Here is a 22382-nt window from a genome sequence, read left to right as displayed (position 1 = left end):
TTTTCACGGTGCTGATCACTTCCATTATAAATCACAAAAACAGATTTGTGAACGCGCGTTTATAGAATTGAAAACAAAAAAAGAATCAAAGAACACATTGTTCTCTGATTCATCTTTAATCAAAATAAGTTTGCTTCAGGAAGGTTAAAAGAAGATATTTTCTGATGCCAGGCCCTCCTCGCCTCTTCATTGATACGATCCATATCATGATCAAACAAGAGCGGATTCATATAGGTATACCCGAACTCCTCATTCCAGTGTTGATCCGTCGTAATGACGATATCGTAGCTGTTGAAGGTATGATGCTTCATCTCTTGCTCATCATAGCAGTTAATGGTCACAGGAACTTCCATATGAGTAGCCAGCTTCGATTCGAAGTAACGAGCGGAGCAATCACAGGTCGGCACAATGAGAGCCAACTTCAAGGAACTTGCGGATTTTTGTGCTTCAAGACTCCCCGTAATCTGAATGACAATGTCCGCAATATCATCATCCATCACAACATGATAATAAGGAAAGTGATTCATTAAGTAAGAGCGAACCACACGAAATACCTTAGGATACATGGCCTTGATCTCTTGGAGATAAAGGTTGCGGTGAACATGGATTTGTGTCGTCCAGCGGAAGGAAGCTTCCTTTAAGTATTGAAGCAAGTTATCAATAAACAGCTTATCCGTACGAAGCGTAATCTCAAACGTATGCTCAACGTACTTAACAAAGCTCTGCACCGCCTCCTTTGAGACGTGAATATCAAACAATTGATACATGCGAACCGGATAATCGCCTTTCTTTTGAACACTTAAAAGAACCATAATTAAATATAAATACTCATGCTCTGGTACCTTCACGCCAAATAACGATTCAACAGGCCTGTAAATGCTCCTTATGGCAGACAATACATCCTGTGCCCCTTCATATACCACTCTCATCTTTGAATCCATTTGAAAATAGCGATACTGCGAAATTCGATACAGCCATATATCGATCGCTGATGTGAGCAGTTTCGTCGTCTGCTCCGAGTAATGAATCTGAAAATAGCTTTCAGTCTCTGTGATCATCACTCTTATTTGATCATTATGCTTACTCTCCCAATACGGAGGATGCCCCGAATAAAGAGACAAATCGAAGATCAGCTTGCGAATGAATCTTTCCTTTCCTGAAATGCGCACCGGCCTTCTTTTCAATACCAATTGGTATGATTGAAGATGTTTTTCAATGCTGCTTAATGAACGATTGATGGTTGTCACACTCTGATACATGGTATCCGCAAGATCCTGTATGGTTAGACCTTGCGGGTGCTCCAGCAGAAGCATAAGCAGCTTCATGCTGTTATCCTGCTTTAGGACAACATAATCGAGATCTCGATTAAGACCATTACATGGACGCTTTAAGTATACGCCCTTTCCTCTTTGAGACTGCAGCTCCCAGCCATCTGGCAACTCTGAGGATAGATGATGCAGCTCCGTAAGTATCGTTTTATTGGAACAACCCAGCCGATTCGCTAGCTCACTTGAACTGATCCAGTCGGTTTCACTTGTTAGAATTCGAAGCAATCGGACTTTTCTCGATGTGAGCATCACCTTCACCTACTCTCTCCTAAACAATAGCAAAAAACATACGTCGTAAGATCGGAGCTTCGCATCTCTAAGCCTATTATCGATCTTATCTTTCTACAGCTGCTCCATATTACTTATATAATCAAATCAAAACGGTACATAAACGTGCATTTTTACCGTTAGTTGAGGCCCGTAACAGAAAATTGTTATGAAATTCGTCTTGAATTTTACAGTTAAATCCTACCTTGGCGCTAAATGCCGATGTCGGTTACGTAGGATCTTATTCCGGGATCGTTTCAGTGGCCTCATTTCTCATACTTCCCGCTTGAAGCATCACTGAACGTAAAAACCATATAAAAAAGCGCCCTAGCTGAGCGCTTCTTCGTCGTAATCGATATGATAATATTGCAAATGCCTGATGGCCGATACGGGCATTTCCTCTTGAACCCACTGCGACCAAAAGTGGGAGAAATCGTTGATCTTTGCCGAGGTCACGACTTCCATGATCCGAGCCATTCCTAACTGCCGATCCTGTGTAATCCTCCATAATACACCTACAATACTGCCTTCTACCTCATCACCTGCACGATACTTTGCATTGACGACGACGTTCGTTCTAGCCCCATTTGTAAATGTATACGTCGGTTGGTTGGTCACATACAAGGCGACAAAGCTTGCCCAGCCCTCAACCCATGCACAGCTCTCGCTCGATGTCCGATCAAAGTAATGATTGCTGCAATTCTCAACGGGCGGTATCCCCTTGTACCAATCATACATATAGGCATGAGCGATTTCGTGGATGGCGACCGTATTGGAACGCGGGCTGCTTTTATTTAAGTAAATGTTCTTACCGAATATGTAATGGGAAGCCTTCGTCTGCTCGTTCGACCATTGCATGGTTACAAAGGTCGGTTCGATATAAGGTTTAAGGCTTTCAGCCGTCTTTATGATATCCTGATGCAGCCAAAAGGCTCGAGTCTTGAGAGAAACGGAATCAATCGAAGCTGCGATCATGGCACCCTCTTCTGCCACTGCCTCGATCGAGGTTTGATAGATATGCTGTTCCTCATCTACAATCTGCCCATACTTTGGATGGTAGGCCTTTAATTCAATCGTCCATCTATCAGGCAGCTTCTTCTGCTCAGGAATAGCCAACTCCCAACTACCGTCCGCCTTTGTCAGGGCTGTGCCTATAGACACGCGTTCATGCCATTCATTCCAATACCATGCTTCAACTTGGGCTTGTACGACCGGAACTTCTCGCCCCTCTCGCCCTTCCATTCTCCACTGTCCGTGCAATTGACGCTCTTGCGCTTGTACATCCTGTATGGATAAATTAAATGCTAGAAATCCGATCATAATAAGGAGTGATGCTTTTAAATAGTGTATGTACTTTGGCATAAATAACCAACCCCCGATTCCTTTATTATGACACAATTCTTCCTTAGCTCAATAAGATTATGGAAAAAAGAGAAGGTACGGATTGGATGAAACCAAAAGGACGATAAGAGTGTAATACTTATGTAAAGGCTACTATGAGGAGGATCCATCATGTCGACCCGAAATATTCTAGCTTCCTTAAGTTATTTCAGTATATTTTTTGCACCTATTCTCGTACCGCTTGTCCTGTGGATCGTAACAAATGATCGTTACGTTGCCCGTCATGCCAAAAATGCTTTGGTCTCGCATATCGTGCCAACCGTGTTCCTAGTCATGGCCATTGTTTTCTTTATGTCCGGCGTATTTTTTATTCAAAATGTGTTCGTCGGGATTGCGTTGTTTGTCCTATTTGGATTACTTAGTCTGATCCTGTTCATTTGGAATATATTCATGGGCATCAAAGTGCTTCAGGAAAACACGGCTTGGTAATCACCTCGTTTATGAGTAAATAGAACGAAAGGACGTAAGACTGCAATCTCTGTAGAGAAGCGGTTACGTCCTTTTTACCTGTCTAGAACCCGATTGGAAGACAGTTCAACTATATCCTGTTTTTTAATTCATAGCTATGAACCATGTCATTGTATGTCTAAATATACATAACTATCTCGATCTTGCTCGATTATCGTCGACCGTTCTCCCATGGGTTTTTCTCCCCAGGATGCTTTAGATTTTTATTAACGACGGCCTCAGCATGCTTTTGCTGATGAGCGTATTTATTCCCTTTATTCTGCTTAAATTGTTCTGTCATCATGAATCAGCTCCCTAAGTAATGATCTAGTATGATGATAATAATGGGCTTTGGTGATGCCTATAAAAATAAGGTTTTGCTACTGCCCCAGTTGCTCCGCTAACGCTTCGCATACTTCTTGGCAGCCAAGCAAGCTATCCAAGAAGTAGGATTTAGCCTGCCATTCCGAACCAAAGTCGATGTTTGCCATCTCTTCTCCGAAGGAGGCTGACAATACCTGGCCCATATTGTTGTCAAAAGCACCACTGTCTGCTACCGCCGTCTGCTGCGAACGCGCGTCTACAATCTCATAGCCGCCATGCGGCACCTTCGCCACGTACACCGTGAAGCTCCCTGTATTCGATTCAAAAGGAACGACCTCTACTTCTGCACATGGACGTCCGTTAATCTGTTGAATGCCGCGCACATGAGCAGCTTGAATTTCAATCATGTTGCTCCCTCCATCCCTATTGACTCATTTGCCACAGCAATGGCATGCCTCGTTTTTGGAGTACCTGATCGATAAATGGCTCGATACAGGCTGTCCAACTGAGATTGATAACGTGCATTGATCTCCTCGATCGGCTTGAAGCTGATTAGGGTAAATTCGTCGATCAAAGCGTCGCTATCTGCATCTGCTAGCTGGCCCAGAATATAATGCAGCTCCGCTAGTTCTTCTTCATTTACTATCACTTCAAGTGCTGCGGCTTGATCTGTAGACGAAAGTATCGTACGATCAGCGATAGATACATACATCCTCTGCTTCTCCATCATCGTCTCCTCCTTACACGTATAGCGTATCCAAATGGTAAGAATAAATGTAACGATTCTCTCCATTGTTCCTTGACCTTGACCGTGATTTAATGGAAGTACGCCGGCTAATCCATGTGAAAGGAGCTGATTGAAGTGATTCAATTTTATAATGAGGTGATCTCTGCGTAAGCGGAGATCCTGTAAGCGGGGAGAGAGTCGGGACACCTCTCTCCCCTTTTTGACCTGAATCGAATCCTACTCTTCGTCATAAGAAACGTTAGCTTAATTTGGCGATACTACTACCTCTAAGCGAGTCGCTCATCGTTATTGACCTCGGAAAGAGGTTTTCTTATATGGTGGGGAAAAGCTAAATTTAGGCACAATAACCACAAAAAAACGTAAAGCCAATGTGGTGACAGCCAAGCGGCTGGCATACATTATGGTGTTTATATAATCTACAGCATTGTCTGTAGCGTCATTTCGTTGTAGCATAAAGAGGAAACAAATACACATTTTACTGAAAGGAGGCTGTCACATGTTAATCATGGACACGAAACGTATTCGTAACACATTTATTCGGAATATGCGCGAAATCAAGGAGGGCCTCTATGGGTTATATAAATGGAAAGGATGTACTTCCGGCTAGCCTGCTTCAGGAGATTCAAAAATACGTTCAAAGCGAACTTATCTATATTCCGCGGGAAGATGACAGCGTACGTGCAGGATGGGGCGATCTGAACGGAACAAGACGCAGCCTCGAGCAACGCAACCGCGAAATTTATGACCGCTATGCCAAAGGAACATCCATTGATGAATTGGCGAATCATTATCATCTGTCTCGTGACAGCATTTACAAGATCGTGTACAAAACGAAGAAAGTTCTCCAGCTCACATGATGAACATGCGGGACTTGAGGCTTTTATATAAGCAGTACAACGAGCGATGCTCGCAAGTGACCGACAAACTTGCGGGCATTTTTACGTTTTCCCAGCTAGGCAGATTCCTTGACTTTTTTGTGTGATTTCGAGGTGGACATACATTTTATACGACAGCGTGCATACCCATGGTATTATCTCGATTTACCCCCGCGCGTCAACCCTCGGGGATACCGGAGCGAAAGAGGGATGAAACATACATGTGTGGAATAACTGGTTGGATTGATTATCATCAGGACCTAAGCCAAAGCTCCTCCATCATCGAACAAATGACTGCAACACTCACTGCTCGCGGTCCTGATGCAAAGGGAACTTGGTTATCGGGTTCATGCGCGCTCGGTCATCGGAGGCTGTCCGTCATTGATCCGCTGAATGGTGCTCAGCCCATGATTCGCGAGCATGAGAGCGGCACCTACGCGCTTGTTTACAATGGTGAATTGTATAATGCCCCAGAGCTTAAACAGGAGCTCCTATCCAGAGGCTACAGCTTCAAGACGACTTGTGATACCGAAGTGCTGCTTGTCGCCTATATCGAATGGAAAGAGCATTGTGTGGAGCGATTCAATGGCATTTTTGCCTTTGCGATCTGGGTTGAACAAGAGCAGAAGCTCTTCATGGCACGTGACCGACTGGGCGTTAAACCCTTATTCTATCAAGCAGGTGAAGGGACATTCTTATTTGGTTCTGAGCCGAAGGCGATTCTTAAGCATCCGGACGTCGTACCGGAGGTTGGGGCTCAGGGGCTCGCAGAAATCTTCCTTGTCGGGCCAGCACGGACGCCTGGCCATGGCGTATATGCCAATATGAAAGAGCTGCGCCCAGGTCATACGCTAACGCTCGATCATAGCGGCGTTCGCACGCACTGCTATTGGAAGCTCGAGAGCATAGAGCATCACGAGGACGCCGAACAAACGGCTGCTGCGGTTCGAGATCTCCTGATCGATACCGTCGAGCGTCAGCTGATCTCGGACGTTCCTGTCTGCACGCTGCTGTCCGGAGGTCTTGACTCCAGCGCGCTTACGGCGCTTACCGTGCGGCACTACAAGGAGAGAGGCCTAGGCCAAGTCGATACCTATTCGATTGATTATGTAGACAACGACAAGCATTTCAAAGCCCACAGCTTCCAGCCGAATGCGGATGCGCCTTGGATTGAACGGATGGTTCAAGAGCTGGGTACTAATCATCATGCGATTACGTTCGATACTCCAGAGCTTGTCCAATCACTTAAGGATGCCGTTTTTGTACGTGACTTGCCGGGTATGACCGACATTGACGGTTCTCTATACTTATTTTGTCATGAGATTAAAAAAGGAGCGACGGTTGCCTTATCTGGGGAAGCTGCAGATGAGGTATTTGGAGGCTACCCGTGGTTCCACCGAGAAGAGGCGCTTAACGCCAATACCTTTCCTTGGGCACTTGCCTTCCCGCTGCGAAAAAGCCTCCTGAAGCCGGATGTCGCAGCAGCGATCCATGCCGATGAATATGTGGCAGACCGTTATCAGGAAGCCGTTAATGAGGTTCCTCCGCTACCAGGAGAGGATGCCCTCGCCAGAAAGATGAGGGTGATGTCCTATCTGAACATTACCCGCTTCATGCCGACGCTGCTTGACCGCAAGGATCGCATGAGCATGGGTGCAGGACTCGAAGTTCGCGTTCCTTATACCGACCATCGGCTCGTGCAATATGTGTTTAACATTCCATGGGCAATCAAAACGTATGGCAATCGTGAAAAAGGGCTACTGCGTAAAGCACTGGAAGGCCTCCTTCCGCATGATGTGCTATATCGGAAAAAGAGCCCTTATCCGAAGACGCATAATCCAAATTACTTGAACGCAGTTCGTGCAATGGCGCTGGAGCGCCTTGATGACCCAACATCGCCTCTGCATCAATTTATCGATACTGCACGTATTCGCGAGATCGCTGCCTCTGAAGAAGCCAGCTCCAACCTTCCTTGGTTCGGCCAGCTCATGTCCGGCCCTCAGTTGTTTGCCTATTTGCTTCAGGTCGATTGGTGGCTTACCGATTACAATGTCAAAGTGACCCTCTAGATCTAGATATCCAGCTCATATCATCCATATTGCAAAACTACAAAGACGCCTCTCGGCTTATAAGAGGCGTCTTTATGCTATATTTGAATGAGAAGGAATAGTTTATGAAACAAAAAGTTTGCTAGCTAACATAAATCCTGAATGATCTTAAAATAGCTTATTGCACAGTAGCTCCACCATCGATGACGAATTCTGCTCCGGTTGTAAAGGAGGATTCATCAGAAGCAAGGAAAAGAACCGTTTTCGCTACTTCTTCAGGATCACCCATGCGTCCTAATGGGTAAGTGGCATCAAGCTGCTCTTCGGACTTCCCGGTTACTTCAGAAGCATAGGTTGCCATGCCAGTCTTGATGTATCCAGGGTGGATGGAGTTTACACGAACACGTTGTCCTGCATATTCCATTGCCGCATCTTTCGTCATGGTACGCACTGCGCCTTTACTTGCTCCGTACAACACATGACCTGGAGCACCGATAATCCCCGCGATGGAAGAGGCATTAATCACAGAGCCTTTTTTCTGCTCAGCCATGACTGGCATCACATGCTTCATGCCAAGGAACACGCCTGTTACGTTAATCGCCATCAACTTGTTCCATTCATCAAGGCTGATTTCTATCATCGGCTTAATAATATAGATACCCGCATTATTGAAAAGCACATCTATTTTGCCAAAGGCCTCTTTGGCTTCCTCGACAACGTGCATCCAAGCTTCTTCCTTCGTTACATCGTGAGGAACAAAGATCGCTTGTCCACACTGATCTTGAATTTCTTTCACGGTTTGATTTCCTGATTCTTGGTTTACATCCGTTACAACAATAGATGCTCCCTCAGAAGAGAAGAGCAAGGCTGTCTTTTTCCCAATTCCGGTACCTGCACCTGTAATAATCGCCACTTTATTTTCGAGTCTCATGATGTCCACTTTCCTTTCAGATGTTATGTAATATTTCGTATATGACATTTATTACACCTATTATCTTAAACCAAAACATTTTATTTATAAAATAATTTAATTCGAGATATCAGTGAAAGTGGTCACATTCTCATTCCACTTTTCGTTTGAGCGGCTTCTTGTTGATAGACCGTATCAGCTGTTATCCCCATAAGAAGAACCCTTCCAAGGATAACCAAGAAAGGGTTCTTCTACGTCAGATATTTACTTCTAAATATAAAGCAACAAGTACGCTATGAGTGCTGCTTGCCACTTTTAATAAGTGATATTAGGATTGGCTTGCTTTAAGCGCCTGATCGAGATCTGCAATGATATCCTTAGCAGACTCTGTTCCGATCGACAAGCGAATCATGCCTGGCGATACGCCTGCAGACAGCTGCTCCGCTTCCTCAAGCTGCTGATGCGTCGTGCTGGCAGGGTGAATGATCAAGGACTTCGAATCCCCTACGTTTGCAAGGTGGGAGAACAGCTTTACGTTCTCGATGACTTTGCGTCCTGCTTCTACGCCGCCCTTTACCTCAAAGGTCATGATCGCGCCTTGACCATTAGGCAGATACTTTTGCGCAAGCGCATAGGATGGATGGCTTGATAGCCCAGAATAGCTTACAGATTGTACGGCGTCATGCTGCTCTAAGAACTGTGCGACCTTAAGCGCATTCTCACTATGGCGCTCCATACGAAGATGAAGCGTCTCAAGACCTTGCAGCAATAGGAACGCGTTGAACGGGGAAATGGTAGCTCCCATATCGCGAAGCAGCTGTACCCGCGCCTTGATAATATAAGCGATCGGTCCTAACGCTTGCGTATATACCACGCCATGATAGCTAGGATCAGGCTCTGTTAAGCCCGGGAATTTATCGTTTGCCGCCCAATCGAATTTGCCGCCATCCACGATAACCCCACCGATAGACGTGCCGTGTCCGCCAATAAACTTCGTCGCGGAGTGAACGACGATATCCGCTCCGTGCTCAATTGGACGAAGCAAGTAAGGACTCGGGAAGGTATTATCCACGATGAGAGGAATACCGTTCTCATGCGCAATATTGGCGACAGCCTCAATATCCAGCACATCACCCTTAGGATTGCCCACCGTCTCCGCATAAAGTGCCTTTGTATTCGGCGTAATCGCTTTGCGGAAGTTCTCCGGATCAGAAGCATCTACGAAGTGTGTCTTGATGCCTAGCTTCGCTAAGGTAGTAGACAATAAATTGTACGTTCCACCGTACAACGATGACGCAGACACAATCTCGTCGCCTGCACCAGCGATATTAAGGATCGCGTAAGTAATCGCCGCCTGGCCAGAAGCCGTTGCGAGTGCGCCTACCCCGCCTTCCAATGCAGCTACGCGCTTTTCAAATACATCTGTCGTCGGATTCATAAGGCGTGTGTAAATATTGCCGAATTCCTTCAACGCAAACAGATTGGCCGCATGATCCGCATCGCGGAATGCGTAGGAAGTGGTCTGATATAACGGAACTGCACGTGATAAGGTTACAGGATCAACCTCTTGACCGGCGTGAACGGCCAATGTTTCTAAGTCATACGTATTCGGTTCATTACTCATGATGATTGCTACCTCCCCGTCCTATGTGGATATCATTTGTTTGGGATAAAACGCTTTGCGACGAGGCCTTTCAAGGAGGAACGACCGCGCTCAAAGGTTGGTTTTATCGTGCAATCGAATGATGGTTCCATCAAGCTGAAACACAACGCTTCGATTATGGTAAAAAAAGACACCCATACAAGATTGCTTTGCAAGGTGTCTTTTTTATAACAATATCCAATTATTTCTTAAATGTCTAGTGGATTACTCAGAAAAAGAAGAAGATAATCGTGTCAGCAAGGCATCCAGCGCTCTGCCGCGATGGCTGATGCGCTGCTTCTCCTCTGGACTAAGCTGTGCCATCGTACAGTCGTAAGCGGGCACGTAGAACAGAGGATCATACCCGAAGCCATACTCTCCGCGCGGATGGTCGGTAATATAGCCATCCACCGTCCCCATGGCTTCGTATGCTTTTTTGTTCGCTGGATCATATAGCACCAGCGAACAGACGAATTGCGCTGGGCTCAGCCAATGCTCCTGTATCCGCTCGCTCTTGCTATCGCCTGAGGTATCCCATGCAGGCAGCTTCTTTAGCTCGCGAAGCAGCTTTTCATTATTGGCTTGATCGTTGCCATGCTCTCCTGCATAACGAGCCGAATAGACACCTGGCTCCCCGTCCAAGCGGCCTACGCACAGCCCAGAATCATCGGCAAGGACGGGGACCTGAAGCGCTTCTGCAACCGTCTTCGCCTTCTTCATGGCATTCTCAAGGAAGGTCTCTCCATCCTCTACCACATCCGGAATATCCGGAAAGTCAGCCAGACTCTTGACCTTCAAGCCGAGCGAGGAGAAGGCGAGCGAGAATTCACGCAGCTTGCCTGCATTGCGTGTTGCGACGAATACCGTATCTCCTTTAATCGGCATGATTAAGCCTCCTTGTTCGCGCGTGCTGCAACCTTCTCCGCAGCCGCTCCTAATGCTTCACGCTGCAGCTCCACAAGCTGCTTTACGCCTTGCTCGCCAAGAGCAAGCAGCTGATTCAGCTCTTCTCTCGTGAACGGGCTTTCTTCGCCTGTTCCTTGAACCTCAACGAACTTGCCGCTGCCTGTCATCACGACGTTCATATCCACCTTCGCTTGGGAATCCTCGTCATAATTCAAGTCGCAAACCGGCTCATCCTGAACGACTCCAACGCTAACAGCTGCAAGGAAGTCCGTTACCGGGAACACAGCGAGCTTGTGCTGCTCCGCAATCTTATGTATAGCCATTGTCATTGCGACGAACGAACCTGTAATCGATGCTGTACGTGTACCGCCATCGGCTTGAATGACATCGCAGTCGAGCGTAATCGTACGCTCGCCAAGCGCATGTAGATCAACGACCGAACGCAAGCTGCGTCCGATTAGGCGCTGTATCTCCATCGTGCGTCCAGTAAGCTTGCCTCTAGCTGCTTCACGCTGATTGCGTGTTTGCGTTGCGCGCGGCAGCATGGAATACTCGGCTGTTATCCAGCCCTTTCCTTGTCCCTTCATAAAAGGGGGAACCTTCTCATCCACTGTTGCCGTACAGATTACTTTCGTATCACCGACTTCGATCGTAACTGATCCTTCGGCAAATTTGTTCGTATTCGTTCGTATCGTAGTAGGCCGGATATCCTCCGCCTTGCGTCCGTTGCTTCTCATGGTAGTTCCTCCTAAATTTCCAATCCGCATATAAAATGAACATCACCTATTCTACCAAAGTCAGAAGCGAAAAGCATCTTTTCATCGGAGAATAGGTGAGCTCTTGATTCACGCTGCATCCACTATTCCTTTGCGATTATCCCTTAATCATCGGGTTAACGGAAGGTCTAGTGACAGGCTTTGAATAGTCTATGTCATCTGATCCAAGGATATCCGTTTGTCCATTCATCGTAATCTGAACCTTATCTACATCGCTTAACTCTGTTAAAGAGAAGATAACGGACTTGAGCAGGTCTGCCGGCACTTTATCCCCTTGCTCGAACATCGGATCACTCAAATGCACAACTAGTGAATCCTCCTTATGCTCGATCTTGCTGATCTTTGTTTGATCCGTTGCCACCATGGACATGGCGGTCTTATTATGCGGCCCCTCGATGAGCTCATTGATGGTAGCGGTCACGATATCGTCCGAAGGCTCCACCAAGCGGGTGATTGGAATATAATAGGTCTTACCTTCTTCTGTCAGGGATGTGAAGTACAGCTGAACCGGCATCGAGCGGTAGTAGCTTACTGTATCATCCTTCTCAAGATTAATGCCTGTATGACGGGTCAGATTCGTATCCAGCGGCGTATGTCCCACCGGCATTTCTGTAAGCTTCTTCGAATCCATCCACAGCTGCACCTGCTCTACATCTGGAAGCGAAGTCAGCGTCCAAGTCAATGACTCCATAATGCTCCGCTCATCCTCTGGGGCGTAATTGGCAAACTCCTTTGACAGCTCAAGGACAACCAGCTTCTGCTCAGGATTGAACGTCATATTTTTAACCTGAGTGCCTTTGGGAAGAGTGGCCGTAAAGCCTGTCGGCAATCTGCCCGCTTCTGTGCTCCCCTCCGTCAATAAGGTTACGGCTGCATTGGCAAGCCCCTCTGTATCCTTGTCGCCCCATTGGTAAGACACTGGCGCAAGGTAACCATAGCGATCCTTTAAATATACCGTTAGATTAGCGTTGGCTTCCTCGTTGCCATCCACTTGCTCTCCACTCGTATTCTTCGTTGTCACAGGATTACCATCCACCGCTTGCAGCATCTGATTCTCAATATCCGTAGGAGGTTGGTCAATGGCACTCTCACCTCCGCATGCAGTAAGCCCTGCCGTTAGTACGAGCGTGCAAGCCAGTATCCCGATTCGATATCGGTTGCGGCGAGTATTCTGGTTTGATGTTTTCTTCATCTTATCCTTCAGCCTCCTTGGCGATTGGAAATGCGGCAGCCATGCGGGTGACGCTTGTCTGCTCACCTGTTTGTCCTATATATACGAGCCCCCCTATCAAAACATGACCACTATCCTCATCTTTTTTAGAGCCTATGAATGTGCAAAGAAGCGGATCATTATCTGGGATGTGATTAGTTCCGAGGAATCATGTACAATAATAGAGTATGATTTCTAGATAACTTTTCAGTGAGGTGATGAGCTTATGACTATTGACAACCAAAAGCCATACAGCCTAGACAGCGAGAAGGTAGAAGCAGCAACCAGAGAATGGCTTCGTAAACGCGGAGTAACAATCGAGCAGATTGCAGAGCTCGTCATGTTTTTGCAAAGCCAATATTTTCCCGATCTCACAATGGAGTTCTGCATACATAATGTAGAGCAAGTCCTGCGCAAGCGTGAGGTGCAGAATGCAGTGCTGACCGGGATTCAACTCGATATTTTAGCAGAGCAAAAGCAGCTTATTCCTGCACTTCAGGACATGATCGAACATGATGAGGGGCTGTACGGCGTAGATGAAGTTTTGGCCTTCTCCATCGTAAACGTATACGGAAGCATCGGCTTTACGAACTATGGCTACGTAGACAAGCTGAAGCCTGGCATCTTGAAGAAATTAAATGATAAGACCGATGGAAATATTCATACATTTCTTGATGATATCGTAGGCGCCATTGCCGCTGCGGCAAGCAGCCGGATTGCTCATCGCAAGCAGGCGCACTTTGAAGAAGAGAAGAATGACAAGTAATTGGTTATACAAGATTCCAAAAAGAAAGCTGATCCAAGTCAATTCATGACTGAGATCAGCTCTTTTTATGTCTTATGTTCGTTTAAGACTTCAATTCCTTTATGCTTGTCCAATAAACCATATTATCTCGCTCGATTGTTTTTGCCCAGCCTCTGCGCTTAAGCTCCACCATATGGGCAAGCGTCTCTCCCATCGCAAAGCGGAATTGGTGAATCGAAAGGGAAGGAGGTGCTCCAAACGTTAACGTACACAGCTCATACGCCGTTATGGGTGTGGTTAGCTTCTGATAAAATTCGGTGAGCCGCTCTTCATGATGGTCAAGCAGATAGTCGATTCTTGCATGAAAATGGGCGAATGGATAACGATGACCCGGAAAAGCAAACGTTACTGGAAGCTCATAAAGCTGCTTAAGTCCAAGCAGGAAGGATTGCAGCGGCTCTGGATCACTTTGCAGCATAAAGCTCACATTCGGCGTAATTCTAGGAAGAACATGATCCCCAACAAATAAACTGCTCAGCTCTTCATTCCAGAACGACAGCTGTCCGGGGGCATGCCCGTGCGTTTCGAGCACCAGCCACTCCCTGTCCAAAAAGGATACTTGCTCGCCATGATGAAGCAATGTGACTTTTGGAAGCGGCGATACTTGAGCGACAAAGCTTTCCATATGGTCATATATCTGCTCCAAGCTCTCTGTTGGCATGCCATGCATGCCGAACAGCTCGCACATCTCTGTGCTCATGCTCCGCTCCTCGCTCCACATGCGCTGCGCCATATCCCAGCCGATTGGCGAGATGTAGACGGGGCAGGCGTATTGCTCCTGCATCCATCCGGCAAGGCCCAAATGGTCAGGGTGATAGTGTGTTAGAATAATTTGCTCCATCCCGTGTTCTTGAATCTGAAGATGCGTATAAACCTGCTGCCATACCTGCTCTGCCTCACTTGTTCTCATTCCAGGATCGATAATCGTGAAGCCGCGTCCCTGAGAAAGAATGGCATACGCATTGACCCAGCGCAGCGAGTTTGGTACAGGCACTTGTATCTGGTAAATGCAGTAGCCTAATTCCTCGTGAATCCACGTCGTTAATCGCCATGTTTCCTCAACAACAGTATCTTCCCTTCGATAAGGCAAATGGCTTTCTTGATCGTCATGCTCCTGTATCATACTTGTATCCTCCATATGCTTACGTATCTATCAACGGCTCCATTTATTTGAGAAAGAGTTCGTCACCTTATACAAACAACTTATATTCCCTAATCGCTTTATGAATTATGCTCGATCATTCGTTATAACTAAGCAAAGTTTAGCTCGTCACTGCAACCAGTAAATGAATACCGTCCATCGCTTATTGGTCCAAGCTGAACATTTGACTCTCCTATTGTACATAACTTTAGTAAGTTTTGTTAACATGCGCATCTGGATAAAGCCACTCTCATTACACAACCTAATGGATGATCAGCCCTGCTTTCAAAGCTTTCATGCAGGTCACTTAGACCATCATCACAACTTGGAGGTGGACGCCATCCTGTGGAGTATGCTTATCGTCCTGATCTTGATTGCGATGACGGCTTTCTTTGTTGCTACCGAGTTCGCGATCGTCAAGCTGCGACCAAGCCGCGTGAACCAACTCGTTGCAGAGGGCGTCCCACAAGCCAAGGCCGTTCAGAAAGTCACGACTCATGTCAATGAATACTTATCCGCCTGCCAGCTTGGGATTACGATTGCGTCCCTCGGAATAGGCTGGCTTGGGGAGCCTGCTTTTGTCCGGCTGTTTGCTCCTCTATTCGAGCTATTGGAACTTCCATACGCCATTCAGCATTTGCTTTCCTTTATCTTTGGCTTTACCGTCGTCACCTATATATCTGTCGTCGTGGGAGAACTGCTGCCGAAGACGATTGCGCTTTTCTACGCAGAGCCCCTCGCCCTTCGATTCGCGATGCCGATCATTTGGTTCTACCGTATCCTATTTCCGTTTATCTGGCTGCTTAACAACTCTGCCAATAGCCTTGCGAGGCTATTAGGCTTTCATCCCGAACAAGCTAATGAGCAGGCCCATTCCGAGGATGAAATCCTTCTCATCCTTAGCAACAGCTTAGCGAGCGGCGAGATCACGAAGACGGAATATGGCTATGTGAATCGAATCTTCAGCTTCGATGAGCTCTCTGCAAAGGAGATTATGGTTCCCCGTACCGCTATGGTTGTCTTGTATGCCGATCGATCCCTGCAAGACGTCTGGAGAACGATCCGGCGGGAGCAATATACCCGCTTTCCGGTTGCCCGTGACAACAAGGATCATATTATCGGCATCATTAATACGAAGCAGCTGTTTCTCGAAGCGGATCATCAAATGGACTATCCTTGGGAGCGCGTCATTCGACCTGTGCTAATGATGCCTGAGACTGCTCCGATTAAGGCTGTGCTCCGCCGAATGCAGCAGGAGCATTCCCACATGGCCATACTGCTGGATGAGTACGGTGGAACTGCGGGGTTAATTACGATTGAAGACATCCTTGAGGAAATTGTAGGCGAGATCAGAGATGAATTCGATGAGGATGAAGTCCGCGAAATTGCGAAGCTAACAGAACGACGATATTTAATGGATGGGGTTACCCCTCTCGTCCATGTCACCCAGCTCGTACACGTCGATTTTGACGATGATGAAGCCGATACGATCGGAGGCTGGCTCATTAATCGCAACTCCGAGCTGCGCGTAGGACAGAAGCTGAATTATGGTCCGCTAACCTTTATTGTCAAGCGCAAAGAAAAGCATCGGATCAAGCTTGTAGAGATGCTTGTTAGCGAATCGCATCCCATTAGCGTTAGTCCTCATCATGCGTAAAATGAACAGATCCATCATGTTCAGCTGTACAAATTAAAAGGGCCGTCCTTATGAAGGACAGCCCTTTTATTCGTACAACATTTTTACAATAGTCTCCTGTTTAACACGAAGAATTCGAAGGCGTTTCCGCCTTCAAGCTCTCCTGTCGATCCTGCTCCTCCATTCGATCCCAAGGAATGAGATGATTAATGAGCAGTGTAATGATAATGCCGAGCAGAAGACCATTGGAGATGAGCGGCTGAATCAGCACTGGAACCTCCGTCCAGACCGAACTCGGAAAGGTCATCCACGCGAGCCCGATAAAGGCCGGAAGCGCAACACGATATATCGTGCGGGACGTAAACGTAATGCCTTTTAGCTGAGTCAGGGCGGAGTTCATCATACTGAGGTAAGCGACGAACAGCACCGCATTGCCTACAGTAAGCGGCAATGTCGAGAAGAACTCAGCAAGCTGCGGTACAAAGCCGAACAGGATTAAGCCTGAAGACCCGATAATGAAGGGTATTCGGCTAAAGATACGGGTTGCCTGCAAAAATCCAATCGAGGATGCGTATGTTCCATATGGAACAACTCCAAAGATCCCTGCCAATATATTCATAAGCCCTGTAATCGCAAACCCACCGCGATACTGCCTTGCTGTCGGCTCACTGCCAAACAAAGCGGCAGAGCCCTTTAATGCAGCCATCGTATTGGACAGGTTCAATAATCCTGTTAGATAAGTAACCGTCACGATGCCCATATTCAGATGCGTATCAAGCGGATTCCCCCAAGTAAAGGGCATCCACAGCTTCCCTCCGCCTTCAAAGGTTTGCGCTTCTGACCCGAAGATTAGCGTATAGAAGATCCACCCCAGGATAATCCCGATCAAGATGGCAAAGTTGCGAAGCTTAGCGGGCCCTGCGAGCGTTAGAAGCAATACCAGTACGATGACGGCTAGAATAAATAAAGAAGTCGTGGGATGTACCGTTGTATCCGCGTTCAAGCCAAGCATGCCTTTTGCAAAGATAAAAATAAGCTGTGATGCGATGAGAAAGATGACGACAAACATGACGTGCGGCGTAAACCACTTTTTGATCTTATCCCCAACGCCCAGCATTCCTAATAGGATGATCGTAACCCCGCCTAATACAATTCCCGTAATCATGGAAGCCCCGACCTCTGGGAGCGTTAATCCCATCGTTGGTGCGGATGCGCACAAGCTAATAATGACGCCCCACCATAATCCCGACTGTCCCTCCAGCAAGATCCAACGATGACCAACGAACACCTGAAGCAGAGAGGCTACTCCTGTTAAGATAAAGGCACGCTGTATCGATGTTGCGATATCTCCGCTGCTAAGGTCAAATGCGTGCCCGATCGTTAATGGAATGACAATGGTATTGGCAAACATAAAGAACAACCATTGTATTCCGGCTAATGAATGTTTTACAGCCTCCTGCTTACCCATTCTGTTCCCCTTCCTTACGAAGTACCATTCCGAAAACGTTATCTATCGTTTTACATATTATTTGATTATGTCATAGGTCAATTCTGAAGCGCAAACAAGATAATTCAGAGCTTAGGGCGAGAAATACGGGCTATTCGCAGGGCTAGTGCACAGATTTGAGGAAATTCGCTCTTTCACGTCAAAATGAGAAAAACTTCAACTGTAGGACTTTCAATGTCGGGTTTTCAAAAAGAGAGACTTTGTTTAGAGGCATTTATGTGAACCTTATAGTTCAATATTCCACCTTATCAAAATTCATCCCATCTGGATACGGTAAAAACACCGGCCTGCTCTCATAAGCAAGAGCAGGCCGGTGCTAATCTTCAGATTTATTTAAGCGGCAACAGAAGTAAAATCATACATTATTTCTTCATGTAGACTTCCATCGCTGGCTTCGTTTATATCTTTATACGGTTTGAAAGGTCATTAGCCGTTACGCAAGCGGCTCCAACGGCTTAGCATTGCCGTACGCTGGATAAGCGCGATGAACAGGCTTTGTCCATTCCACCGCATTGCGGATTACACGCTGAACATTGCTGTCATGATAAGTCGGATACGTCTCATGCCCTGGGCGGAAATAGAATACTTTCCCCATGCCGCGGTTATAGCAGCAGCCGCTGCGGAAGACTTCTCCACCTGTGAACCAGCTTACAAATACGAGCTCGTCTGGAGCCGGAATATCGAAGTGCTCACCGTACATCTCTTCCTCTGGAAGCTCGAAGTATTCGCCTAATCCTTCTGCAATTGGATGTCCCGGAGAAACAACCCAGAGACGTTCTTTGTCATTCGCCTCACGCCACTTCAAATCGCAGGATGTCCCCATCAGCTTCTTGAAGATCTTCGAGAAGTGACCTGAGTGAAGCACAATGAGCCCCATGCCGTGCATCACGCGCTGATACACGCGCTCTACGATCTCCTCGCTCACCTCATGATGAGCCATGTGTCCCCACCAGATCAGGACATCGGTCTCCTGAAGCACTTCTTCGGTCAAGCCGTGCTCAGGCATATCGAGCGTCGCATACTGCACGCGATAACCGTCCTCTAGCGGAGCGCCGATTGCACGGTGGATGCCATCGGGATAGATTTCTGACACCTTCGGATTTTGTTTTTCATGTCGATTTTCATTCCATACCGTAACTCTAACAGGTTGTGACATTGTACATACTCCTTCCTATCTAAAAGGCGGTTCTGATTACACCCACCACATCTCCCCAAGCGGTTCCTTCATCAAGAGCGGCTGTAGGGCTTGAACAGCCTTCGTAAAGCCTTCATCGATAGACATCAAGCCGTCCTCATGCTCGATGCTAATCACATAATCATAACCGACGAGACGCAGTTCGCTAATGATGTCCGCCCAAGTCTTCGCATCGTGACCATAGCCAACGGTGCGGAATTGCCATGCGCGGTCAAGCATCTTCGTATATGGCTGCATATCGGTAACCCCATGCATGTTTACATTGATCGGATCGATCGTCGTATCCTTAGCATGGAAATGATGAAGCGCATTTTCCCTGCCGAGAATGCGAATCGCTTGCACAGGATCGATGCCCTGCCACCACATATGACTTGGATCCAAGTTCGCGCCAATAACGTCGCCCACCGCTTCACGAAGACGAAGCAGTGTGCCTGGCGAGTGCACGGAGAAGCCGCCGTGCAGCTCAAGTCCGATCTTAATGCCTCGGTCGGACGCGTACTTGCCGACTTCCTTCCAATAAGGAATAACCTTTTCAGACCATTGCCACTCCAAGACTTCAGAGAAGTCATTCGGCCAAGGCGCAATCGGCCAGTTAGGATACTTTGCACCTTCATGGTCTCCAGGACAGCCGGAGAAGGTGTTGACTACTGGAATGCCGAGCTTCGCTGCAAGGTCGATCGTTGCGATCAGATCGTCATGGAAGCCTTTTGCGATATCCTTTTGCGGATGCAGCATATTGCCATGCGCGCTAAGCGCACTAATCATCATGGAACGGGAGTCGACCGCTTCCTTGAAGGCCTTCAGCTTGGATTCGTCTTTAAGCAGCTCATGCGGATTGCAGTGCTTGTTCCCTGGGTAGCCGCCGCAGCCGATCTCAACGGCTTCCACGCCTTTTGCCGCAATTGTATCCAAAGCCTCTTCAAGCGGCAATTGTCCATATAATACTGTAAATACGCCAAGTTTCATGATGAATCCTCCTATTTCTTCAATCATTCTGTTCAAACATAAGGCAGAAGATCTCCTGCCGATCGTGGTTCAACAAAGTTGACTGACTAACGATCGTATCATTCGGATTCTTCTGCCCACTTTGTTTGGTGTCGATACAGAAGCAGATCGCCTTGATCCGCTGCTATCTATACAGTTCTCATCCCATGATCATGCTCATATTATGCGCTATGCCAACATGGCTGTTATGGGGTTAGTGCATCTATTAATCGAAATATACAGCCTTGCCTGTGCGGGACGACTCATAGATCGCCTCAAGCAATTCAGATACCACGCAAGCCTGCTTCGGCGTTACGACAGGATCTTTATCCTGGTCGATCGCTTCCAGCCACAGCTGCATTTCAAGATCGATATCACGTACGGTCTCGCCGTCATAGAACGCTACACCGCCTGCGTTCAATTCAATCTTTTGATCATAGAGACGGCTGTGCATTTCTCCGTTGATGTTCAGGCCATTCCACATGTCCGCTCCGCCTTCTGTACCGCAAAGCGTACATTTTGCTTCGCCAACCTGCGTCATATTGATCGCCCAGCTGGATTCCAGAATGATCGTTGCGCCATTCTTCATCTTAATCATACCGAACGCTGAATCCTCAACCGTGAACTTCGCTGGATCCCAAGGCCCCCAGGAGTTAGCAGCATTCTCTTTGCCTCCGAGCTTGTGGAAGGAGCTTCCAAGAACAACCGCCGGCTCGTAGTTGTCCATCATCCACAACGTCAAGTCGAGCGCATGCGTCCCGATATCGATGAGCGGACCTCCACCTTGTTTCTCTTCATCCAAGAATACGCCCCAAGTTGGAACCGCACGACGGCGAATCGCATGTGCCTTTGCATAATAAATGTCGCCAAGAGTACCGTCTTCACATACTTTTTTCAAGTATTGGCTGTCGCTGCGGAAGCGGTTGTTGTAGCCGACCGTCAGCTTCTTGCCAGTGCGCTCTGCGGCTTCCACCATGCGGCGAGCATCTGCTGCCGTCTTTGCCATTGGCTTTTCACACATCACGTGCTTGTCGCTCTCAAGCGCTGCGATCGCAATCTCAGCGTGAGAGTCGTTTGGCGTACACACATGAACGATATCGATTGTCTTGTCCTTCAATACTTCTTTATAGTCCGTATATACTTTTGCATCCTCTTTGCCGTACTTTTCCTTTGCTTCAATCGCGCGTTCTTCAATAATGTCGCAGAAAGCTACCATTTCCGCATTTGGTCTTTTGGAAAGAGCAGGCATATGCTTACCGTTAGCGATACCCCCGCAGCCGATAATAGCAATGCGATATGTTTTAGACATGAAAGATACCCTCCATCAATGGTTTGAAATGTTATGGTTAAATCTATTGCGTGATGTACATGCAATATTCGTGTTATCTAGATTGTGATATGGATTCGTGCAAAAAACCACGCTCTTATTGTTGAGCCAGAGGCTCCAATTGAACGATTAAAGATCCTTCAAATGCTCTTTAATCCACTTCAAGCTTGCTTCCACACTCTCAAGCGAGCCGCGCTGTGTAACGTCTTGCTCAACGATCAGCCACTCGGCTCCTGCGGCTTTCGCCTTCTTCGCAACACTAGCAAGATCTAACGTTCCTTTGCCAAGCTCTACTGTAATTGGAGAGCCATCTTCGGCAATGGCAAGATCCTTGAAATGCACGAATGGCAGACGGCCTTGATAGCGATCGATCCATGCAAGCGGGTCATGTCCGCTGTATTGTACCCAGCATACATCAAGCTCTGTCACGACATCAGGCGCGAGTTCAAAAATCTGTTCCAGAACAGTCTTGCCGTCCACTTCATGTTCGAGCTCAAACGCGTGGTTGTGGTAACCGATCTTCATGCCATGCGGTTGTACGCGTTCAGCTGCTTTTGTCAGCGAGGAGACGGTTTTCTTCAGGGCCTCCATCGTCTCATACTGCTCTTTCGCTATCCAAGGGCAAACCAGATATTTATTGCCGATTGCCTTGTTCATCTCGATTTGCTCATCTAGATGATTTGTCAGCTGATCAAGCCCGATGTGACTGCCGACAGCCTTCAAATTAAGGCGAGATAGTGTAGCGGACAGCTCCTCAGGCGTTAATCCGCCGTATCCTGCAAACTCTACACCTTCATAGCCCATTGCGGCCACTTTTTCCAAAGTACCGACAAAATCCTTCTCCATCTCGTCACGAACGGTATACAACTGCAACCCAATACGCATGAAATCATCCACCTCTTATC

General features: G+C 47.3%; 21 protein-coding genes. 5 read left to right on the top strand and 16 right to left on the bottom strand.

Annotated features, from left to right (window positions below):
• Positions 1 to 119: 119 nt before the first annotated feature.
• Positions 120 to 1577 carry a BglG family transcription antiterminator gene (locus I2H74_RS05545; protein ID WP_229106468.1) on the bottom strand — a complete coding sequence of 486 codons (1458 nt, stop codon included), beginning with the start codon at positions 1575 to 1577 and terminating at the stop codon, positions 120 to 122.
• 345 nt (positions 1578 to 1922) lie between these two features.
• Positions 1923 to 2957, bottom strand: coding sequence for a hypothetical protein (locus I2H74_RS05540; protein WP_195572305.1), 1035 nt, complete (start codon positions 2955 to 2957; stop codon positions 1923 to 1925).
• A 150-nt stretch (positions 2958 to 3107) separates the two neighbouring features.
• Here I2H74_RS05540 and I2H74_RS05535 point away from each other — a divergent pair, with 150 nt between their 5' ends.
• The gene (locus I2H74_RS05535; protein ID WP_195572303.1) at positions 3108 to 3425 is read left to right on the top strand and encodes a DUF4870 domain-containing protein; all 318 of its coding nucleotides are present in this window, start codon (positions 3108 to 3110) and stop codon (positions 3423 to 3425) included.
• A gap of 190 nt (positions 3426 to 3615) precedes the next feature.
• Here I2H74_RS05535 and I2H74_RS24955 read toward each other — a convergent pair whose 3' ends face one another.
• The 3 genes from I2H74_RS24955 to I2H74_RS05525 all read right to left on the bottom strand — a co-directional run bounded on the left by I2H74_RS24955 (position 3616) and on the right by I2H74_RS05525 (position 4497).
• Positions 3616 to 3747 carry a hypothetical protein gene (locus tag I2H74_RS24955; RefSeq protein ID WP_267490711.1) on the bottom strand — a complete coding sequence of 44 codons (132 nt, stop codon included), beginning with the start codon at positions 3745 to 3747 and terminating at the stop codon, positions 3616 to 3618.
• Positions 3748 to 3823: 76 nt separating this feature from the next.
• Positions 3824 to 4174, bottom strand: a complete 351-nt coding sequence (locus tag I2H74_RS05530) for a hypothetical protein (protein WP_195572301.1) — start codon at positions 4172 to 4174, stop codon at positions 3824 to 3826.
• Positions 4171 to 4497, bottom strand: coding sequence for a hypothetical protein (locus I2H74_RS05525; RefSeq protein ID WP_195572299.1), 327 nt, complete (start codon positions 4495 to 4497; stop codon positions 4171 to 4173). The genes I2H74_RS05530 and I2H74_RS05525 overlap by 4 nt, the downstream gene beginning before the upstream one ends.
• A 587-nt stretch (positions 4498 to 5084) precedes the next feature.
• Here I2H74_RS05525 and I2H74_RS05520 point away from each other — a divergent pair.
• On the top strand, positions 5085 to 5372 hold the full coding sequence (locus tag I2H74_RS05520; protein ID WP_195572297.1) for a CD3324 family protein: 288 nt from the start codon (positions 5085 to 5087) through the stop codon (positions 5370 to 5372).
• A gap of 239 nt (positions 5373 to 5611) precedes the next feature.
• Positions 5612 to 7459 carry an asparagine synthase (glutamine-hydrolyzing) gene (gene asnB / locus I2H74_RS05515; RefSeq protein WP_195572295.1) on the top strand — a complete coding sequence of 616 codons (1848 nt, stop codon included), beginning with the start codon at positions 5612 to 5614 and terminating at the stop codon, positions 7457 to 7459.
• Between the two features lie 157 nt (positions 7460 to 7616).
• Here the strand turns inward: asnB and I2H74_RS05510 are convergent, their stop codons facing one another.
• From I2H74_RS05510 to I2H74_RS05490, 5 genes are all read right to left on the bottom strand, one after another.
• Positions 7617 to 8369, bottom strand: coding sequence for an SDR family NAD(P)-dependent oxidoreductase (locus I2H74_RS05510; protein ID WP_195572293.1), 753 nt, complete (start codon positions 8367 to 8369; stop codon positions 7617 to 7619).
• A 307-nt stretch (positions 8370 to 8676) separates the two neighbouring features.
• Positions 8677 to 9972, bottom strand: coding sequence for a homocysteine synthase (locus I2H74_RS05505; RefSeq protein ID WP_195572291.1), 1296 nt, complete (start codon positions 9970 to 9972; stop codon positions 8677 to 8679).
• A 243-nt stretch (positions 9973 to 10215) separates the two neighbouring features.
• Positions 10216 to 10875 (bottom strand): XTP/dITP diphosphatase, encoded by a 660-nt coding sequence (locus I2H74_RS05500; RefSeq protein WP_195572290.1) that lies wholly within the window; start codon positions 10873 to 10875, stop codon positions 10216 to 10218.
• 2 nt (positions 10876 to 10877) lie between these two features.
• Positions 10878 to 11633 carry a ribonuclease PH gene (rph, locus tag I2H74_RS05495; RefSeq protein ID WP_195572288.1) on the bottom strand — a complete coding sequence of 252 codons (756 nt, stop codon included), beginning with the start codon at positions 11631 to 11633 and terminating at the stop codon, positions 10878 to 10880.
• A gap of 136 nt (positions 11634 to 11769) precedes the next feature.
• A complete protein-coding gene (locus I2H74_RS05490) occupies positions 11770 to 12864 on the bottom strand; it encodes a GerMN domain-containing protein (RefSeq protein ID WP_195572287.1) in 1095 nt (364 codons plus the stop codon).
• Between the two features lie 250 nt (positions 12865 to 13114).
• Here I2H74_RS05490 and I2H74_RS05485 point away from each other — a divergent pair, with 250 nt between their 5' ends.
• Positions 13115 to 13648 (top strand): phosphatidylglycerophosphatase A, encoded by a 534-nt coding sequence (locus tag I2H74_RS05485; RefSeq protein ID WP_195573369.1) that lies wholly within the window; start codon positions 13115 to 13117, stop codon positions 13646 to 13648.
• A gap of 82 nt (positions 13649 to 13730) precedes the next feature.
• Here the strand turns inward: I2H74_RS05485 and I2H74_RS05480 are convergent, their stop codons facing one another.
• Positions 13731 to 14810 (bottom strand): MBL fold metallo-hydrolase, encoded by a 1080-nt coding sequence (locus I2H74_RS05480; protein ID WP_195572286.1) that lies wholly within the window; start codon positions 14808 to 14810, stop codon positions 13731 to 13733.
• A gap of 244 nt (positions 14811 to 15054) precedes the next feature.
• Between I2H74_RS05480 and I2H74_RS05475 the strand changes: the two genes are divergently transcribed.
• On the top strand, positions 15055 to 16485 hold the full coding sequence (locus I2H74_RS05475) for a hemolysin family protein (RefSeq protein ID WP_229106418.1): 1431 nt from the start codon (positions 15055 to 15057) through the stop codon (positions 16483 to 16485).
• A 100-nt stretch (positions 16486 to 16585) separates the two neighbouring features.
• On the opposite strand, the gene I2H74_RS05470 is transcribed toward I2H74_RS05475, so the two are convergent.
• From I2H74_RS05470 to I2H74_RS05450, 5 genes are all read right to left on the bottom strand, one after another.
• Positions 16586 to 17932 carry a uracil/xanthine transporter gene (locus I2H74_RS05470; RefSeq protein WP_195572284.1) on the bottom strand — a complete coding sequence of 449 codons (1347 nt, stop codon included), beginning with the start codon at positions 17930 to 17932 and terminating at the stop codon, positions 16586 to 16588.
• A gap of 472 nt (positions 17933 to 18404) precedes the next feature.
• Positions 18405 to 19127 (bottom strand): ThuA domain-containing protein, encoded by a 723-nt coding sequence (locus I2H74_RS05465; RefSeq protein ID WP_195572283.1) that lies wholly within the window; start codon positions 19125 to 19127, stop codon positions 18405 to 18407.
• A gap of 36 nt (positions 19128 to 19163) precedes the next feature.
• Complete coding sequence (locus tag I2H74_RS05460) at positions 19164 to 20132, bottom strand: sugar phosphate isomerase/epimerase family protein (protein ID WP_195572282.1); 969 nt, start codon at positions 20130 to 20132, stop codon at positions 19164 to 19166.
• A gap of 244 nt (positions 20133 to 20376) precedes the next feature.
• Positions 20377 to 21459: a Gfo/Idh/MocA family protein gene (locus tag I2H74_RS05455; protein ID WP_195572280.1), complete on the bottom strand. Its 1083-nt coding sequence runs from the start codon at positions 21457 to 21459 to the stop codon at positions 20377 to 20379.
• Between the two features lie 147 nt (positions 21460 to 21606).
• Positions 21607 to 22362 carry a sugar phosphate isomerase/epimerase family protein gene (locus I2H74_RS05450; RefSeq protein WP_195572278.1) on the bottom strand — a complete coding sequence of 252 codons (756 nt, stop codon included), beginning with the start codon at positions 22360 to 22362 and terminating at the stop codon, positions 21607 to 21609.
• Between the last annotated feature and the right edge of the window lie 20 nt (positions 22363 to 22382).

Origin of the sequence: Paenibacillus sp. 1001270B_150601_E10, assembly GCF_015558675.1 — a bacterium.
GTDB lineage: Bacteria > Bacillota > Bacilli > Paenibacillales > Paenibacillaceae > Paenibacillus_B.
The sequence above is the reverse complement of the archived record's forward strand: the minus strand, read 5'-3'. Positions and strand labels throughout refer to the sequence as shown.

Coding starts and splice junctions, on each gene's coding strand:
- I2H74_RS05545 (WP_229106468.1), bottom strand. CDS start 1,577: ATGCTCACATCGAGAAAAGTCCGATTGCTTCGAATTCTAACAAGTGAA.
- I2H74_RS05540 (WP_195572305.1), bottom strand. CDS start 2,957: ATGCCAAAGTACATACACTATTTAAAAGCATCACTCCTTATTATGATC.
- I2H74_RS05535 (WP_195572303.1), top strand. CDS start 3,108: ATGTCGACCCGAAATATTCTAGCTTCCTTAAGTTATTTCAGTATATTT.
- I2H74_RS24955 (WP_267490711.1), bottom strand. CDS start 3,747: ATGATGACAGAACAATTTAAGCAGAATAAAGGGAATAAATACGCTCAT.
- I2H74_RS05530 (WP_195572301.1), bottom strand. CDS start 4,174: ATGATTGAAATTCAAGCTGCTCATGTGCGCGGCATTCAACAGATTAAC.
- I2H74_RS05525 (WP_195572299.1), bottom strand. CDS start 4,497: ATGATGGAGAAGCAGAGGATGTATGTATCTATCGCTGATCGTACGATA.
- I2H74_RS05520 (WP_195572297.1), top strand. CDS start 5,085: ATGGGTTATATAAATGGAAAGGATGTACTTCCGGCTAGCCTGCTTCAG.
- asnB (WP_195572295.1), top strand. CDS start 5,612: ATGTGTGGAATAACTGGTTGGATTGATTATCATCAGGACCTAAGCCAA.
- I2H74_RS05510 (WP_195572293.1), bottom strand. CDS start 8,369: ATGAGACTCGAAAATAAAGTGGCGATTATTACAGGTGCAGGTACCGGA.
- I2H74_RS05505 (WP_195572291.1), bottom strand. CDS start 9,972: ATGAGTAATGAACCGAATACGTATGACTTAGAAACATTGGCCGTTCAC.
- I2H74_RS05500 (WP_195572290.1), bottom strand. CDS start 10,875: ATGCCGATTAAAGGAGATACGGTATTCGTCGCAACACGCAATGCAGGC.
- rph (WP_195572288.1), bottom strand. CDS start 11,633: ATGAGAAGCAACGGACGCAAGGCGGAGGATATCCGGCCTACTACGATA.
- I2H74_RS05490 (WP_195572287.1), bottom strand. CDS start 12,864: ATGAAGAAAACATCAAACCAGAATACTCGCCGCAACCGATATCGAATC.
- I2H74_RS05480 (WP_195572286.1), bottom strand. CDS start 14,810: ATGATACAGGAGCATGACGATCAAGAAAGCCATTTGCCTTATCGAAGG.
- I2H74_RS05475 (WP_229106418.1), top strand. CDS start 15,055: ATGCGCATCTGGATAAAGCCACTCTCATTACACAACCTAATGGATGAT.
- I2H74_RS05470 (WP_195572284.1), bottom strand. CDS start 17,932: ATGGGTAAGCAGGAGGCTGTAAAACATTCATTAGCCGGAATACAATGG.
- I2H74_RS05465 (WP_195572283.1), bottom strand. CDS start 19,127: ATGTCACAACCTGTTAGAGTTACGGTATGGAATGAAAATCGACATGAA.
- I2H74_RS05460 (WP_195572282.1), bottom strand. CDS start 20,132: ATGAAACTTGGCGTATTTACAGTATTATATGGACAATTGCCGCTTGAA.
- I2H74_RS05455 (WP_195572280.1), bottom strand. CDS start 21,459: ATGTCTAAAACATATCGCATTGCTATTATCGGCTGCGGGGGTATCGCT.
- I2H74_RS05450 (WP_195572278.1), bottom strand. CDS start 22,362: ATGCGTATTGGGTTGCAGTTGTATACCGTTCGTGACGAGATGGAGAAG.